17 protein-coding genes and 2 pseudogenes are annotated in these 17,459 nt (G+C 30.6%); 5 read left to right on the top strand and 14 right to left on the bottom strand.

Going from position 1 to position 17,459, the window contains the following annotated elements; translation table 11 throughout:
- Window positions 1-307: 307 nt before the first annotated feature.
- The 6 genes from CLOPA_RS07510 to CLOPA_RS25530 all read right to left on the bottom strand — a co-directional run bounded on the left by CLOPA_RS07510 (window position 308) and on the right by CLOPA_RS25530 (window position 8,095).
- The gene (locus CLOPA_RS07510; RefSeq protein ID WP_015614832.1) at window positions 308-991 is read right to left on the bottom strand and encodes a hypothetical protein; all 684 of its coding nucleotides are present in this window, start codon (window positions 989-991) and stop codon (window positions 308-310) included.
- Between the two features lie 30 nt (window positions 992-1,021).
- A complete protein-coding gene (locus tag CLOPA_RS07505; protein ID WP_015614831.1) occupies window positions 1,022-1,597 on the bottom strand; it encodes a matrixin family metalloprotease in 576 nt (191 codons plus the stop codon).
- 731 nt (window positions 1,598-2,328) lie between these two features.
- Entirely contained in the window at window positions 2,329-5,109 is a 2,781-nt protein-coding gene (locus tag CLOPA_RS07500; RefSeq protein WP_015614830.1) for a bifunctional YncE family protein/alkaline phosphatase family protein, read from the bottom strand.
- A 251-nt stretch (window positions 5,110-5,360) separates the two neighbouring features.
- Window positions 5,361-5,756 (bottom strand): hypothetical protein, encoded by a 396-nt coding sequence (locus CLOPA_RS07495; protein WP_015614829.1) that lies wholly within the window; start codon window positions 5,754-5,756, stop codon window positions 5,361-5,363.
- Window positions 5,757-7,115: 1,359 nt separating this feature from the next.
- A complete protein-coding gene (locus CLOPA_RS07490) occupies window positions 7,116-7,376 on the bottom strand; it encodes a hypothetical protein (RefSeq protein ID WP_015614828.1) in 261 nt (86 codons plus the stop codon).
- Window positions 7,377-7,906: 530 nt separating this feature from the next.
- Window positions 7,907-8,095 (bottom strand): hypothetical protein, encoded by a 189-nt coding sequence (locus CLOPA_RS25530; protein ID WP_172638602.1) that lies wholly within the window; start codon window positions 8,093-8,095, stop codon window positions 7,907-7,909.
- Window positions 8,096-8,282: 187 nt separating this feature from the next.
- On the opposite strand from CLOPA_RS25530, the gene CLOPA_RS07485 reads away from it, so the two are divergent.
- Window positions 8,283-8,555, top strand: a complete 273-nt coding sequence (locus CLOPA_RS07485; protein ID WP_041710833.1) for a hypothetical protein — start codon at window positions 8,283-8,285, stop codon at window positions 8,553-8,555.
- Window positions 8,556-8,599: 44 nt separating this feature from the next.
- On the opposite strand, the gene CLOPA_RS07480 is transcribed toward CLOPA_RS07485, so the two are convergent.
- Window positions 8,600-9,865 carry a lactate racemase domain-containing protein gene (locus CLOPA_RS07480; protein WP_015614827.1) on the bottom strand — a complete coding sequence of 422 codons (1,266 nt, stop codon included), beginning with the start codon at window positions 9,863-9,865 and terminating at the stop codon, window positions 8,600-8,602.
- Between the two features lie 250 nt (window positions 9,866-10,115).
- Window positions 10,116-10,208: pseudogene (locus CLOPA_RS26780) on the bottom strand (DUF255 domain-containing protein); the annotation flags it as partial.
- Window positions 10,209-10,280: 72 nt separating this feature from the next.
- On the opposite strand from CLOPA_RS26780, the gene CLOPA_RS26450 reads away from it, so the two are divergent.
- Window positions 10,281-10,409: a hypothetical protein gene (locus CLOPA_RS26450; protein WP_015614668.1), complete on the top strand. Its 129-nt coding sequence runs from the start codon at window positions 10,281-10,283 to the stop codon at window positions 10,407-10,409.
- Between the two features lie 216 nt (window positions 10,410-10,625).
- Here the strand turns inward: CLOPA_RS26450 and CLOPA_RS07475 are convergent.
- A pseudogene (locus CLOPA_RS07475) lies at window positions 10,626-11,192 on the bottom strand (pentapeptide repeat-containing protein); the annotation flags it as partial.
- 157 nt (window positions 11,193-11,349) lie between these two features.
- Window positions 11,350-11,616, bottom strand: a complete 267-nt coding sequence (locus CLOPA_RS07470) for a hypothetical protein (RefSeq protein WP_015614826.1) — start codon at window positions 11,614-11,616, stop codon at window positions 11,350-11,352.
- A 676-nt stretch (window positions 11,617-12,292) separates the two neighbouring features.
- Here CLOPA_RS07470 and CLOPA_RS25980 point away from each other — a divergent pair.
- Complete coding sequence (locus CLOPA_RS25980; RefSeq protein ID WP_051115624.1) at window positions 12,293-12,589, top strand: hypothetical protein; 297 nt, start codon at window positions 12,293-12,295, stop codon at window positions 12,587-12,589.
- 133 nt (window positions 12,590-12,722) lie between these two features.
- On the opposite strand, the gene CLOPA_RS25975 is transcribed toward CLOPA_RS25980, so the two are convergent.
- The 3 genes from CLOPA_RS25975 to CLOPA_RS07460 form a co-directional block, all read right to left on the bottom strand.
- Window positions 12,723-12,854, bottom strand: a complete 132-nt coding sequence (locus CLOPA_RS25975) for a terminase small subunit (RefSeq protein ID WP_242834316.1) — start codon at window positions 12,852-12,854, stop codon at window positions 12,723-12,725.
- 117 nt (window positions 12,855-12,971) lie between these two features.
- Window positions 12,972-13,052, bottom strand: a complete 81-nt coding sequence (locus CLOPA_RS25970) for a hypothetical protein (protein WP_242834315.1) — start codon at window positions 13,050-13,052, stop codon at window positions 12,972-12,974.
- Between the two features lie 154 nt (window positions 13,053-13,206).
- The gene (locus CLOPA_RS07460; RefSeq protein ID WP_015614825.1) at window positions 13,207-13,416 is read right to left on the bottom strand and encodes a hypothetical protein; all 210 of its coding nucleotides are present in this window, start codon (window positions 13,414-13,416) and stop codon (window positions 13,207-13,209) included.
- 1,198 nt (window positions 13,417-14,614) lie between these two features.
- Here CLOPA_RS07460 and CLOPA_RS07455 point away from each other — a divergent pair.
- Together CLOPA_RS07455 and CLOPA_RS07450 are read left to right on the top strand one after the other, a co-directional pair.
- Complete coding sequence (locus CLOPA_RS07455) at window positions 14,615-14,908, top strand: 4-fold beta flower protein (protein ID WP_015614824.1); 294 nt, start codon at window positions 14,615-14,617, stop codon at window positions 14,906-14,908.
- Between the two features lie 826 nt (window positions 14,909-15,734).
- Window positions 15,735-16,040 carry a hypothetical protein gene (locus tag CLOPA_RS07450; RefSeq protein WP_015614823.1) on the top strand — a complete coding sequence of 102 codons (306 nt, stop codon included), beginning with the start codon at window positions 15,735-15,737 and terminating at the stop codon, window positions 16,038-16,040.
- A gap of 355 nt (window positions 16,041-16,395) precedes the next feature.
- Here the strand turns inward: CLOPA_RS07450 and CLOPA_RS07445 are convergent, their stop codons facing one another.
- Window positions 16,396-17,373: an aromatic acid exporter family protein gene (locus CLOPA_RS07445; protein WP_155241882.1), complete on the bottom strand. Its 978-nt coding sequence runs from the start codon at window positions 17,371-17,373 to the stop codon at window positions 16,396-16,398.
- Window positions 17,374-17,459: the final 86 nt, after the last annotated feature.

Below are 17,459 nucleotides of genomic sequence, written 5' to 3'. Positions count from 1 at the left end.
CCTAGATCCTGATCCTCGTCGCAGACGCCGTAGAAGGCGTAGAAGACGCAGAAGAAGACGTAGACCTCATATGATGATGCATATGCCTTATAGATCTTTTGGGATGTACTAAATATAAATTTAAAGGAGCACCCTGTTCAAGAGTGCTCTTTAGTATTTCTATTATCTTAAATATAGATTAATAAATTCTAAATATAAAAGTACAATATCTAAATAATATAATCTTGTAGCTTCCATTTTTATCCTCTGGATTTAAACTTTTCACCATATTATTTGTTTGAATATAGCAGTTTATAATTGATAATTCTTATTTGATTTTAATAGCTGCTTGAATTTTTTGATCAATTACGGCTTTATTAAAATTTAAAGGAATTATTGATTTCTCATCATTATTTTTTATTCGAGATATGCTTGTTCCATTTATTAAGAATTTACCTTGGAATGCTCCAAGAGGAACATATGGATTTTCAGGCAAAATAGTAGACTTAGTAGCAAATAATAGAACTTGTTGATTGGGTTGCATAACATCTGCTCCACAAAGAACTCTTTTTATAGGTTTATCAGTAGCATGTTCTACATATTGGGAGAATTTTGCTGATTTTTTACTTAATGCTTTTACAAAATTTTTTTGAGTTGTTATTCCTCCAATCTCTGTAAAAGTCAAAATATCTCCTTCTTTAATATTTTTACTGTATGATTTAGTTACTTTTACTTGTGATTTTGTATAAGTTTCAATATTATAATCAAAATAACTTACTTTTAAAACAACTCCCTGTATGATAATATCTGCGTCTTTTGAAAGATCTTCTATGCTGTTATAATTTTTATCAAAATCAGCATCGCTATAAATCATTTGTATATTGTCATTTACATTCTTTGTTGGCTGTGTAATTTTATTTTTTGAAGACATATTAATATTATTATGTAATATAAATGCTGTAGAAGAAGTTAACATTCCTACTAAAAATAATGCTAAAAATAATTTTTTCATTAAAAAAATCCTCCTTAAGTATATCTGTAATTAATAATATAAATGTATAATTCCATTTATATCATCAGTCGTAGGATAATTGACAGCACGGTGATCTTTTAATTGACACATAATACTGTGGGGATTAGTATTGTGCGCTAGTCCCATAGCATGACCAAGCTCGTGAGCCATAGTTCCTTGCTGCTTATATGCAGTTAATTTTGGCATTACTAAAGTATTTATTTCGATTAAATTAATATCCCAGTTACTAACATTAGGATTTACAGAATATAGTTGAAAATCTGCGTCAACTGAAATAAAAAGTGTTTTAGCTATTATATGGGCACTTTCGTCTGCAAATGCATCTGCTGAAAAGAATACATCTGCTGCATCAGAATTATAAAGAAGTCTTGTGTAATGGGAAGAATCATTCCATGCACCTACGCCATCAAAAATTGCACTTGAATAACTATTAGCAGAACTATCAATAGAATAGTACATGGGATCTACTCTGGAAGATCGAGTATGTTCATTAAAAGTATTATATGCAAAAACTGAAATTGAATAAAATATAACTAATAAAATTGATATAAACAATATGGTGAAAATACACTTTTTTGCTCTCAAAAAAAACACCTCCTTTAATTAGTTTAATGTTTGATTTATTTTGTATTTGTTAGCTTTCCCTTTAGGTCCATGTCCTATTACAGACAGCAGCTTGTCATTGTATAAAAATTGAATACAGTGCTGATAGCAGTTCCTACTGTAATATTTATTAGTACCATATTAGTATGTGTTATCTTATTATTTCCATACAAATCAATTTCTAATTTTTTATCCTATGACAAGAATGTCAATATAAAAGAAAAAACATGAAAAATTAAATGATTTATTTGCATATTTTTTTATATCTATCTATAACTTTTGTAAGAAAAATAAAAATACAAGCAAATTTACATCATCCGTAAACTAGATTATATCAAGGCTTTGGTGCACTCAGTGGAAGTGGAACCCTCGACCTTCAGATTTGTTTTAATAGACTCTTATTTTTCCACATTTTCCTATAAATGTTGACATTACTAGCTTTGCTTACTTATACCTTCTAATCAAAACTATAGCTATCTGAAACTTTTGTTGGAAAAGTGTGGGGAAATTTTAATCAGCTTATTGATTGAGTAAGCTAGCTTTCAATTTAAGTAGAGTGATACTTGAAAAACATATAATTAAATCTTTATTTGAAATCGCCTTTCATTTCTTGGCACACTAAGAATATTGTGCCTTATATAATACAAGTAGCTACCCATTTGTATGGGTAGCTACTTTAAATTATTTTTTACGGAAATAACTATATAAAACGATTAGTCGTTATCAGCAGGTGATGGTGCACTGCTTTCAGGTTGTTTCATTACTTCATCTGGTGTAAGTGCCTTTTTCTCTCCTGGATACGGTTTATCAAAGCCCTTTGTCGCATACCATACAGCATGGTTAAGCATGTTCGCGTTAACAGCATCTGGTGTTGCATGTTTCCCAGAAAATTTATCTTTGTTATTGTTTGACCATTCTGTCCACTGTTTCGAAAGGTCTTTTGCTTCAGGTGTTACATTTTGTGTGTTAGACAGTGCTGCCGTATTTGAACTTGGTTGTCCATTCAATGTGTCAAGTGGAATTTGGTTTTGTTCAAAATTATATGGTGTGAAATCTGGTTTATTCGTGAAGAGCTCACTCATCGGCTCTGCGGCGAAGTCGTTTTGGTTCATAGCAGGAATTCCAAGAATTTGTTCAATACTGCGAACCATGTTAATTATAGTCCAATAGTGGCTATCCGTAATTCCTCTCTTCACCCAAGGGCTGATAACGTAAGCAGGCTGACGATGGCCGTCAACGTGGTCTAATCCATTTTGGGCATCATCTTCTGTGATAAAAACAACAGAATCTTTCCAGTATGGACTGTGTGAAATCAAGTCAACAATTTTACCTACGGCTAAGTCATTGTCAGCAACCATTGCTTGTGGTGTTGGATTGTCTGTTGACGTTCCAGCCGTGTGGTCATCCATTACCCACATAGTGTTCAATGCTGGTAAGTCTTTATTTTTTACATGTTTTTCAAATTCTTGTTTAAAAATTTCAAATCGGTACTGATCTGGAATATTCGTATCAAATGTTGGGAATGGCTTATAAGTAATTGGTCCAAGTGACGGAATATCAGATGTAGCCGAATAGTTTCCTACTGGTACATGAAGGTTACCTTTTTGTTGTCCATCAAGAATTTGGTAATCTTTATACCAATCTGTCCAATTTCCATATGGTGCTGAACCTGTAAAGCTTGTTGTATCTTCCCCGAAATTCTCAACAGATTTTTGATATTTTTCTGCTTGATCCCAAAGATGACCTGTAGGGGCATATGCCATGGCATCTCCTGCTCCACCAGGATAACTTTTTACATTTCCAGTATCTGTTTCTTTATCTTCATAGTCTGTATTTGTTCCTTGCATGACCCATTGATGTCCACTTGCTGATTGGATACCCGAAGTATACATATTATCTAGAAGTGGGAAAGTATTTGCTAATTTATGCAAGTTAGGAGTTACTTTTTGAGGGAACTGCGCTAAAGCTGGTTCACTATTTCCTTTTCCAAGGTCACCTAGTACTTGGTCATACGTTCTGTTTTCTTTTATAATATAGAATACGTGCTTAATGGTTGAAGGCTCGCCCACTCGTTCGGGCATAGCCACAGGTTTTATATTTTTCCGCGGCTTCGCGTTTAAATCTTTTAAGCCATACCAGTTGTTGTTAGCGTATACTTGCGTTGTACTTTTAGCTATATCTTCAGGATTAGGAAATGGAATCAATGAAAGGGATCCTTCTTGCGCATAAGAAGAGTGACCTGTTACCGTAATTCCTTGAATGGTTAGATCACGTGCCGGTCCGCGAGAACCAATTCCATCTGCATTGGCTACTACTAATTTTTTATTAGTAGTAGCCACGGCGATATCCACTGGGAACCATGCGGTTGGTAACAGTCCTAATAGTTCAGGCTGGTTATTATTATGGCCATCCTTATTATTGGTTACGTCAGGAGCTTTCCAATCATATACGGCAATGGCATTGTCACGACCAAGGCTGACCATTAACTTACCATCTATCACTGTTACAGCGTTTGGTGCAGATCCCTTTGGAGAATTTGGATATGGCTTAATGTCAATGGTTTGTACCACATTATTTGTTTTCGTATCAATGACGGAAACAGTATCGCTATTTGTATTTGCAACAAAAACATATTGACCTGACTGGGTCATACGTTCTGGCTGTACACCAATAGGGATTGTCTTAATGACCGTGTTCGTAGTAAGAGCAACAACAGAAACGCTTCCTGTGGAAGTAGCACCTGTCTTAGGATCAACAACCACTTTCGTTCCTGAAGAATCAATCGTCGTGTCGCCTGATTGTGCTGCTCGTCCCCCTTGGTTGGTTACATAAGCGATATTCTCATTAACTAAAATACTTGTTGGCGCATTACCTACTGCAACTTTGGTCAATGCACCTGTTTTTGGGTCAAGAACGCCAAGGCTGTTATCACGGTTTAGGGCAATTAGCAGCTTGCCTTGAGGAGTAACTCTTATGTCAAGTGGGTTGATATTTCCGCCAACAGTTGCGTTTGGTAAGGAAATACTTTTTTGAATTGTTGGAGTTCCATCTGTACCGATGGACATCACAACTACTTTCCCTGTGGTTCCGGATGAGCCAGTGGCATAAAGTTGACTTCCATCTGATGAATAAGCCAATCCCCACATGTAGGAAAGACCTAAACTTATATCTTGTTTAATCATTTTTCCAGACGCCAGATCAACTACGTTAATTCCTTTACCCCCATAATTATTTCTACCAACGATTGTTGCAGCCGTTTTTCCATTCGGATTGACGGCGACGGAAATTGGGTTTCCTCCAAATTTAATTTGTGTACCAGCTGGTGTAATCAACTGGTTAACAGGAGTTAGAACAGAGCCATTGGGTTGTTCTCCTACAAGATTGAATCCAAATGGACCATATTGTGCAGCATAAACTCCAGCAGATCCAAAAAGAAGAATACCTAATGTTAATCCAGCTATAAGTTTTTTCTTTTTACCTGATTTTTTCGCCACTTTTTATCATCTCCATTTCTTTTTACACTTAATAGTCTACTCCTGATTCATTAAGCTACTGTAAATCAAATGTTAAATATTGTAAATTTATCGAATGGTAGATTTATAAAAATAACCGTTTTTTCTTTGTACGATTTATCATGTAATCTATTAAAATGGCAGGTGATGTACCATGGAAAAAATTCTTTACTTGAAATAAAGTTGTATACTGGATAAAAAAATCAGATCCCTCCTATATAAGCTACTCCTTTTTATTTTATATTGTCTTTATAGAACTGATTTAATTCTTCAAATAAATATTTGTCTAATAGAATTACATTCTCATTTAATTCACCATTCCTATCTATTATTTTATATATTGTAATACCTTTATTTCTATTGAATACAAATGCAGTTAGCATAATACTTTTTCTATTAAGAACAGTAAATTTACTAAATACTTTTGATTCCAAAGGTGCTAATGCAGATAATCTCTCTTTCAGTCTTCTTTTAGTTTCAGACATAATAATATTATTTTCATTATCATATATTGATTTAAAATAATTTGTAGTGGTTTTATAATCTATAATTTCCCTACAAATTATACAAGGATATTTATTACCTTCTGTATCTTTAAACACACATTGTTTACATCTTATATTTGCCATTTGTTTTATCCTCCTGCTAAAAAAACATTATTAACAATTTTACCATAAGGATACCTAAATTAAAGGTATTTTATTAAATTACACATATTTACTTTAATAGTTAATATTTAGATGCATCTTTTTTAATATTGTATAAATTCACAATATCTGCCGATAATATAATTATGATGAAACTTTTTTCATTAAATCTCTTTATAAAGTTTTTATTTACCAATCTAAAAAGGTACACAATATTACGGGTGTACCTTTTTACTGCTTGTACATATAATATATAGTGTAAGCTTTAGCTATGCTATACTTCTCCTTTAAACTCTATAAAAGACTGCTAGTAGAATAATGTTTGCTAATTTTCACAAATATCACTCCCAGATGTGCCCTTGTGGCGCATCTCTTTTAATATTGAATATTATAATCTTATATGATATTATAAATATTAGTTTTTTTGATTTATTCCATGATATTACTTAAAGATGTATCCCCAGATACATCTATTTTTTATGTATAAATTATATAAACTTTCAAATACTACTATTGTATTTTTCATTATTAACCTCTTTTGCGACTTTCTAAATAATATGTTAAATGCACTTACAAATTGCATACACTTAACCTACTTAAAGGTGGCTTGCAAAAGTCGCCTACTTTTTATGTATAAAATAATCCCTCAAATATATCTCTAAATTAAATACAAATATAAAATAAACATGGCCATGATTAAAGTAAACACCATGATAATAATTAATACTTTTCTCATTTTTTCGCCTCAATTATGTTATAACAATTCATATATTATTACATAATATCACGTTATATTTAAAATGTTTGTATTTACATGTCGACACTTTATAAAAAAATAAAACCTAGAGCATCTCACCCTAGGCTTTTCAATTATTATATACTATGATCTTTATCTTTAATACCCAAGCTGAAGCTAATATGTTGCTTGGTACCAATGTATTTTAAGAGCTGCTTAGTTTCAACTTATTATCCTATTATTCAATAAAAAAGAGAGTAGATTCACCACTCTCATCATATACGATATTAGTAATTAACAAAGTATACGCCTAAATTTTTTTGTTATAGACAGGCGTTTCCTTTGAAGCAGCTTTGCATAACGACATTACTATTATGCAATTCACTAAAGCAATACTAAAGATAGATATTAAAAATAACATATCAACTCACCTCGCTTAACAATAGTTTTCTCTTCCTTTTGTAATATTTTAACATAAATTTACATTTATGTAAACATTTTCATAAATTTTCTTTTAACTTAAACTTGATTAATTATCTCTTATAAAAATATATCTATACGCCTTGATTTATCTAGCTTTGTGATACTCCGTATCCTATTATAAATTATAAATAGGTTAAGATGTTTTGCAAATTTTCTATTTCTGTGTTAATTTTCTTTTTTAAATTATCTACTTTTATAAAATTAAAACCAAATAAACTATCGCTATTCATTTTTATTACTTTGTGAGAAGTAATGGCTTCAAAAATATAATCAAGTCTTTCTAAGTCATCAGAACCATATTCTACTAATTTTTGTTTCAAATTTCTTACCGTAACAATTTTGTCTTTTTTAATATCATTTAATTTTAATCTGCTTTTGTACAAATATATTTTATCTCAATCTTTTAAATCTAACAATGTTTACACAATAACCACCTTCCTATTTATTATTTCGGATAAAAGAAAGATTTATTGATATGTTCTATTAAATTTAATTTACTATATTTTTGTAATTGTTAAATATAGCAATATTCAAATCTTGTTATTTCAACTTGATCAGCTACATTACTAAATAGTCCGAAATAATCGTTTAAGTTTCTGGTGTTAGTAATAGTTGATTGCTCTACTATCAACAAAAACAGTAATCGCTCCATCATAGTTATGTTCTACCCTTACTAATTGGTCTTACTAAATTTATAAGCTGCTCTTCTAAAAGAAACTAAATGTATCTATAACTTTTGTGGGAAAATAAAAATACAAGCGAATCTACATCATGCGTAAACCGGCTTGTATCAAGGCTTTGGTGTACCCAGGGAGACTCAAACTTCCGGCCTTCAGATTTGTTTTAATGGCTTTTTATTTTTCTGCACTTTTCTATAAATGTTGATATTACTAGCTTTGCTTACTTATACTTTCTAACCAAAACTAGAGTTATCTGAAACTTTTGTGGGAAAAGTGTGGGAAAATTTTAATTGACTATTTTCCATTTCTTTAAGCCTAGTAAAAGCAACGTTGCCTAAAATAATACTCGATGTGAGAACAAGAAAACTTGAAAAAGCTTCTATTTGATTTGGTTGTAAATTATTGGATACTTGTATACCCATTTCCCTTTGAAGAATAGCTTGCCTAGCTTGATTTGCAGAAATAATAAGAACTATATATGCTGTTATAGCAACGGTTGCTCCAAATATTTGTTGTTATATTAATTCTAATTCAAATTCATCATTTTCTAAGCTATTTTGAGCCATGTTTAATATTTGTCATAAAAGCAGACTTTGGGAATGCGTGGAAATGATCGTCATACACTATGCTCGAGTCCGTTTAATCCGCATTTTATACGGTGATAATCCAAATATAGAGTTAATTATCAGTGAACACAAGCTGCTGCTTGATGCTATAAAAAACAAAAAATCCTCTGAATATATTGAAGCTGTGCTCCGTCAACACTTTATGAAGCCTATGGAAGAATCTGCAGACTTATTTGAAAAACTTGCATTTAATTTGGATTTCAGATTGTTACTAATAGAAGAACCACTTAACATAGAAGCTCTGGCCCTAAAATAGATATTAGAAATCATCTTAAACTTATAATAAAGATTTTCAAATAATTAAATAGTCCAAAGCCCCATTGCAGGTGTCCTTACAAAGTAAATTTCTTCTCCATTTTCAAGTATGTTATAACCATCCTCAAGTTTTGCTGGATCATATAGCTTAGATGCTTCGCTAAGTGGCATATAATTAAATCCAACTCCTTCAATTTCTTCCTTAGTTAAATGCTGTGTTGCATAAGTAATTGTAAATCTTTCATCGCTAGAGCCTTGAATTAAATGTGCCGCAACCATCATGTTATCCTTAATTTCAGGGACAGTATTATATAAGTTCAATACATAGTCACGTCCCTTATATCCATATTTACAGATTGCACGATTGACTTCCTCATTTTCTCCAAAGCTTCTAATTCCAGGTGCTAAGAGAATTAATTCTCCTCCGTCTGCAACGATTTTCCTTGTTCTATAAATGCCTTTATTCCCTACCCACGTAGTTTTAAGCTCATGCTCATCAAGATATGCTACTACCTTTTTAACAGGTTTACCTACATACGTAATGTTTAGTTTTTGACTAAGTTTCACTGCCTGTTCGAATACTGTCCTTTCATTGCCTATATATAAACCATTTAGCTCAACTTTATTATTTTTCATAGTTGTAACTGTTTGTATATAAATAAGAGGTAAATCAGCTAAATAATGTTCTTGAGCATAGTCAAATACGAGGCGTGCAGGTGTATCTTGTACGCCCATAGCTTTTTCCATACCGCATATAGCACTAAGCATATGTGATTTATTAATCATCTGTCTACCACCACATCCTACGAAGATATTTTTACTATAGTTTGCCATTCCTACAACTTCGTGAGGAACTACTTGCCCTACTGATAAAATAAGTCCGTATTCACCACTTATCAATCGTTTATTTACTTCAACTTCAATATCCTCATTAAATAATCCCTGTGAAAGCTTGCTTACAAATTTTTTGGGAACTAGCCCTAGTGATACAGTATCATTTTTCCAGTGGTGAACTATAAAAGCATCTCTTTGAATTTCATTACCAAACATCTTGTCTAACTCTTCCTCATTCATTGCCATATGAGTACCAATAGCTGGCATTATGTCTACATGACAGGATGGAGAAATCTTGTGATATAAAATTTGCGTAATATCTCCTGCCATAGAGTAACATCTTGTAAAATCAGGCGGAATAATTAGAATTTTCTTTATATCATTCAATTTACATTGATCTATTAAAATATCAATTTGCTTTTCAATTTCTTCTTGACAAATAGAGTCTTTTTCCAAAGTAATTAAAAATTTATTCATCATATCCTCCTTGTATAATGTAGTCATATCCTACAAGTGTGTACTAACTTATAGTTTATTTATATGACAATTATATCATCAATTTCAATATAATGTATATAATTAAACAAGCCTTCTTTACAGGCTATAGAGGAGTTTAATAAAATGGGTTATTATTTAATTGAAAAACAAAAGATAATACTATAGAAACTAAAAGCCCAATACAAAAAACAGCTTAAAACATTGATTTTCAATGTCTTTTGTTTTATATAAATTGCAGTAATTGGGTTACATGACACCAGTGATAGGTAGAATATCCTATACTTAAAAATGTTGGTTTATCTTCTTCTTTTGCTTTTGCAAATATTTTTTATTGTATTTGTTAAAAATATAGCTGTTAAGTTGCTATATTTTTATGAATAGGAGGAGTAAAAAAATGAATAGAAATAAAAAGACTAAAAATGTCAAACAAAATAAAGCCATAAATAACATTACTGAAAAGACTATGGATATGAATGTCACAAAAACAACCTTTCATGATGGTTCTCCTGCTAAAAACAAGTAGTTACTTTTAGCTAAAAAGGTAGTTATATTATTGAAAAATAAGAGAAGGAATATATTATATGTATAGTATATTCCTTCTTTATATGTTATATGGATAACCTGTTAATACTTTTGTTTATAACTTTTAGTTCGAAAAATTAGAATATTTCGAACTAAAAAACATCTTATTATTCAATTTTGAATTATAAGATATTTTTTATATCGATCAGGCAGTTAATTACTTTGACCAATAAGTTGGGCGAACCAGCATCAGGGGTAGCTTTGTATGGGAATCACCCTTCGCCGTGTTGAGCTGGGCTTGAGTAAGAAAGATGCAATTTGTGAGATTAGCTCCTCTGAGATCAGCATCTCGCAAATCAGCCCCAATGAGATCAGCCCCACTCAAATCTACTCCTCTAAGGTTCGCCGCAATAAGACACGTTCCCCTCATGTCTGCACCTCTAAGATTGGTTTTTCTCAGGTCTGCGCCAAAATAATCTAATCGCCGAGAGTTGGCGTTCCGATTTCTTGAAGGAGTGTTCTTTCCACTGTGGGCTTTAGTACGTACCAGCTCACTGGTATTTTTAAGCAACATGTTAACTCTGGTTCGATGATCTGCCACATCCAGTGCTAATAGAGAATCAACGTCAAGAAGGGTAAGCCGCTCAGTATTGTCCAGCAATGAATTTATCTCCTCTTGGACACTGCGGTCCGCTTGCAGGATAAATGCTTGACTAAGATACTATAGCATTTCATGAAGCTGACTCATAATCAAGAACGCCTCAAACATTTGCTTAGCAGATTCAATTTATTAACTTTTTATCTTTCTATACTTTTCTATAAGTTTTGGTATTACTAGGTTTGCTTACTTTAATATTCTAAGCAAACCTATAGCTATCTGAAACTTGTGTGGGAAAAGTGTGAGAAACCTTTAATAAGATTATTGATTGAATATATTATATTTAATATCCTCTCTTCTTTAAAAGATAACCTGTCGCCATCTCCAAATCACCAGAGCTTGTTTGATAAATTCTTTTTAATTCATAGTCACTCTTATTTTCTATATTGGCAGCTAATCTTAAAATACGATTTCTATTTTTATCTGCTCTATCTGCTCTATCTGCTTCATTCTTTACAAAGTGTAAAATCTTTTTTGAAAAATTCACATCATTATCATCATCATCAAATTCTCTTAATACTACTTCTTTTAATTTATCAAATAAACGCAAACTCTCTCCTCCTTTTATCTATATTTTTTTATGTCTAATCATCTACTTTTCTTGTTCCATGACATTCAGAACATGAACCTTGTACAGTAACATTTTGTGCTCATATGTACCATAGGTCTATTCATACTCCTCACACATTACTATCTTTTGAATGTAAATATAGTATAAGTTATTTTTGCCATATTACTACCACCGCTCTTCTTTTACAGCACTTTACAAATTTATAATTTTACCAGTTAAGTTAATATATTCCTAAATCAACATAGTCACATACCAAAATTCTCCACACACTAATTTTGTACCCAATCATAAATCCAAGAGGTATCTACCCATTACTAGTATGTGCAATAATTCAGCAAAACAAACATTGAACTAATATTTATTACAATATCGTTCAATATTTAAGAAGTGAAGTTTCATTATATTTACTTGGATTATAACTACAATGCTATGCACTGAGGAAATTCGCAGTATCAAGTGTAAAAGGCAATTTATAAATCCAACTTTCGACAGCCTGTACTGTGTTTGAAAGATTGAATATTTATTCATTGAAAGAGAAGTAATAATAAGATAATTATCTAAATATGGAATTATATGGTACAATTGTTTTATAAATGTTTAGTTCATACTTTGAAAAATAGTACGAAACAAAAACATATAAAATAAGGAGGAAGTTATGAGTACACATTTATCGAGTTATATTTTAAGAAAAATACAACTAAAAAATGGTCAGGAATTAATACTAAGAAAACCTGCAATTGAAGACACAAAAAAGATGATTGAATATCTTAATATTATTGGTGGAGAGAGTGAAAACTTACTATTTGGTAAAAATGAATTTCTTCTTACTGTAGAGCAAGAAATTGAATATATTAAAAGTATGAATAGTGATATTAATACACTAATGATTTTAGGAATTATTAAGGTTCGTAAAAGAACGGGGTACTATAAGAAATGTAAGTCTCGGTGTTAAGGCAAGCAACCACAATGCAATTACGATGTATAAGAAATTTGGATTTAAAAAGATTGGTGTACATAAGAATTATTTCAATGTAAATGGTAATATTTTGGTAATGAAATTCTAATGGATTTTATATATTTAACTATTAAAATAAATACAAATCCATTTCGCTTTTAATACAAACATTTACAAGTAGTCTAGGTCCATTAGTATTAGCAGTTATATAATCACATTCATAAGCTTTCTGATAGGCTTTAGTGGCATTAAAATATTTTATATAATAAATACAAAAGAGCCTTTGTTTATCTGTAAGTTCTGAATTTGATATCTCAGTAACTTCTTTAAACTCTGGCTCCTTTATTTACATTATTCTTTTTCTTTTGGAACGTTCCGTTTAACTTCTTATCCCATTCATCTTTTTCTTCCATCCTCTTACTGTTCCATCTGAAATACCTAATTGTTCTGCTATCTTTATTAAATCTATATTTCCTTTATGTTCTTTACATATTTCAAATGCCTTATCCTATTTGGGCTTCGTTGTCTCGTCATCAATCACCCACCTGCCCCTAATTGGCTTTAATTATTTTCGTGTAATAAAAAAGAACCCTGTTAAGAGTTCTTAAAGTGTATTATCCTAAATGTGTCTTTTCTTTTATATGATTTATATCCATTTCTAAAGTACCATCTGTATGTTCAGTATTTTCAATAATTTTGTCTGCCACAGCATTAAATTCTTCTATTGTGCAAATATTTTTCTTTATTAAAATATCACATATCGTTGCAATTTTATAGCTCTCTACTGGTATACTTTTATATAATCTTTCATCATTTATATCCATACTACCACTCACCTTTCACCATATGTCTTCTACATAACTAAAATAGTTTCCTTCTTTTGTTCAATTATTTAAATAATCCAAAATATAATAATCGAAATAATAATTAATATGCTTAATATAGGTAACAAGCACCCTTGTCTTATATAATAATATATGCCACTTCTTCTTCCCCTACCTTTGTAATAAAACCCTCTTTTATGTCTATATCTATGTATTCTCATTATTTTACCCCTATTGTAAGAATTTTAATACTATGTCCTATTCAAAATTTCTTCTTTTATATAACAAAACACCAGCATTTCTACTGGTAATGTGTCGGAAGCTTTTTCATAGATAAATAATGTGTTTATGCACATTTTCATATTATCTTATTAAAATTAACGTAGTATTTCACTTTTGTAAATATTTATTAGCTGTTAATTACACTTTTTTAAACACAGAAAAAGCACCAGTATTACACTAGTGCTCTCTCTTATATTCAAATAGTTGCCTGCATACTATATTATTATTTTAATGTTAAGTTCTCATTTTAAAACTATAAATCTTTTATTAATTGTATGTTTCTAGTTTCACATACTATTGCAATCACCCAAAAGTCTGACGACTTAAAAGTAGCGTAATTAATTATAATTTAAATTTTTAAAGTTATCCACAGGTACAGTAGTACCTATCTTTGCTATTACTTTTTTTAATAAAATAAACAGTTACAATTTGTAATTTAGAAAAACTTAATTGTGCAATTTACTCAATTTACAAATAGTTTAGCTTAACTAACTTGGGAAAAGAGACTAAACCATGAAAATAATTTTGTTTAAATAATTTTCATTGATTAGTCTCCAATATTTTCGTTATCCTTTTCATCTTTGAATAGACATACTTGTATCTCATATCATAAATTGTTCATCATCTTTCCCATTTTATTATCAATTCTAATTCGTAATAATTTATTATTACCTATTGTCTTTTATTACAGCAACTACTCTAACAATATCATTTCTTGATTCATTTATATACAAATCAGATATATCAACAATTAAAAGTGCTAATTTTATGTTTAAGAATTCCAATTATCAATAAGTTTATATCTATTTCCTTTTAAACAATTCATTGTTAACATAATATTCTCTAATCCATATACTATACTAGCTAGATTTTCTTGTACAATTATAACAAATTATTATAAAAAGGTGGTAAATGTATGGAAAAAATATATGATGGACGTGGTAGAAGTTGTGGCTATTTAAAAGAAAACACAATTTATAACAAAGATAATAACATTATGGGTTACATTGCAGATCGAATGATTTTAGATTATAATGGTAACCCTGTAGCTTATATGTCAGACGACGGAGTTATTTATTCTACTATGGATGATATGGCTGTTGGATCTTATGATGATCCTCCTGTTGATCCAGATGGTTTCCGTAGTCGCCGTAGATTTTTCTTCCCATTTTTCCCATTCTTCCCATTCTTCCCATTTTTCTTTTTTTAATGATTCTTTAGATAATGCTTATTGTTATAAAGAATAATTGATTTGCATTAAATAAAATTGTACCAATGGGCAAGATTTATGATAATGGGGGTGAATATTAACCTTCACCCCTTTTGAATATTTAGAATCAAAATTCATAGAGAATAAAAAAAACTGCGAAGTATTGATTTCACAAGGTTTCCAATGGTGCATCAGAGAGGATTCGAACCCCAACCATTTTGTTTGTTTACAATCAAATTATATTCTTCTAGAATTGGCTATAACTATTGGTCTTACTAAATTTATAAACTATCCTCTTCTAAAAGAAACTAAATGTTTCTATAACTTTTGAGGGAAAATAAAAATACAAGCGAATCTACATCATGCGTAAACTGGCCTGTATCAAGGCTTTGATGCACCCAGGGGGAGTCGGACCCTCGACCTTCAGAAACGAAAGAATTAAATTTATATAATTCCAGCACCTCTCTAAACCCTGTTATATAGCCATTTTAATTTTTAGTCAATATTGATTTATACCCATTTATTTTAAACTATAAGGGGCAAAAAAATGGGCAAAATATATATTCTCAAAGTTAGCAATACCAATGGTTTATCCACTGAAAGCAAAATTGCGTTTAGGTGTAAATATCCATAAATTAATATTTAAATCCAATATAATTATATAGCCTCACGTCTTGTATAAGCTATGCGAAAACAATTTCAGAATATCATTGATCGATTTAAAACGCTCTTAAAACGTATTAAAACGCCAAACAAAAGTATAGTTATTATAACCACACCTTTTAAAGCCAATACTCATATTATATTATCAAGGAGGTGAGATTCTATGGCTAATGAACCTTATGCTACTTTGATAATAGGAGAAGGACCTAAGGCCAAGGAAACTCCGTTAACACAAGATGAATATGTCAACCTTTTAGAAAACGGATTGGAATTACAGACACAACCATCAGGGAATATTCCTCATGTCCGTGTTCTTATTATTTTTTTGCCTGCTTCTGTTGCAGATAAAGAGATTTTCCAAGTAACACCAGATGCAATGACTTTAATGCATGGGCATGTTTTATTTATAGGAGTGTTTCAACCAGAACCAAGACCAAAACCACGACCAATACCAAGACCAATACCGTAAGGTACAATTAAAAATTTTACAACTATAGGAAGTACACTTTTAATTCGTATAAAGAAAGGACCAGATTTTTGGCCCTTTTTTCACCATTAAATTTAATATACTCTTAAAACCCGTTTAAACGGAAAATAGATATATGAGATAGGATCTCCTAGCCAAAACTAGGTATGTAAGAATGAATCAATTCCTGCAAAATAAAAACTCCCATAATCTAAAAAGAAAATGAGAGTTCCTAAATAAGGAGAATGTATGGAGAATAATCCTGATATAAATTTAAAAGTATTGCAGCATGTTTAAATTCGTCTATTGCTATTTCCATTCAGTACATGACACAGATTCTGCCATTACCCTAAAAAGTTCAACTTTTTGTGTCTGATATATTGACATAAGTCCAAAATTTTTTCTTTAATTCTAAAAGTGCTTCCAAGTCATTTAAAAATTGAAAAAGCATTGCTCTATTTTCAAATTCATCTCTTGTCTTGGGAAGTTCCTGAGCCTTAAACATATATATAATTTCATTTAATTCCTTTAAAAGTTCTTCAGCAGTATTATATTCTCCGAAATTTAATGCAATCTTTTCAGTAAAAGCTGCTACAACTTCAGTCTGCTCTAAGGTCAAGTAAAACTTAATAAAATGACTTCTCATATATTTTAATATTTCATATTGTAAAGTTCTCATTTCCATATAATAAACATAATATTTTACATCATTAATAATATAATTGTTTAAATGTCTATATGCTCTATCTTTTCCTTCTTCCAATATTGCTTTTAGCTCATTAAAGAGCCTTTCTTCTTCAATATGTACCGATTGCTTTCTTAGAGCTTCTGCCATATGAAATAAAATTATACGCATATGTTCTTCAATATTTTTTTGAGTTTCTTTGATTTCATTTTCTATTTTAGGCATGTAGATATTTAAAATTATTCCAATTCCTGCACCCACAGTCATAAGTAAAAGTTCATTTTTTATCCAAAACATAGATGATGACTTCTGAGCTAGTAAATGCGTAACTAAAACTGAGCTTACAACAATTCCATCAGTAATCTTTAAGAATACAGTAAGTGGGATAAAAATAATTAAGTATATGCCAAATACAACAGGGTTATATCCAAAGATTAAAAATAATATACTTGATATTAGTAATGCTAAAATAGTAGACTCAATCCTTTGAAATGCTAGCTTTATAGACGTTTTTTTAGTATTTTGAATGCTTAAAATGGTTATAATTCCAGCTGCTGCTGCATATTTTAAACCTAAATATTCAGCAATAATTATAGCAAGTGCTGAACCTATTGCTGTTTTTAATATTCTAAATCCAACAAATCTTTTCATATTTACAACTCCTGAAATTTTTTTAGTACGCATTTATCTACTAGTCCGTATTAATTATATATAAGATAATGCCGTAAGGCCATTTC

Origin of the sequence: Clostridium pasteurianum BC1 (genome assembly GCF_000389635.1) — a bacterium.
In the GTDB taxonomy this organism is placed as follows: Bacteria; Bacillota; Clostridia; order Clostridiales; family Clostridiaceae; genus Clostridium_I; species Clostridium_I pasteurianum_A.
This window is presented reverse-complemented; position numbering and strand designations above follow the sequence as displayed.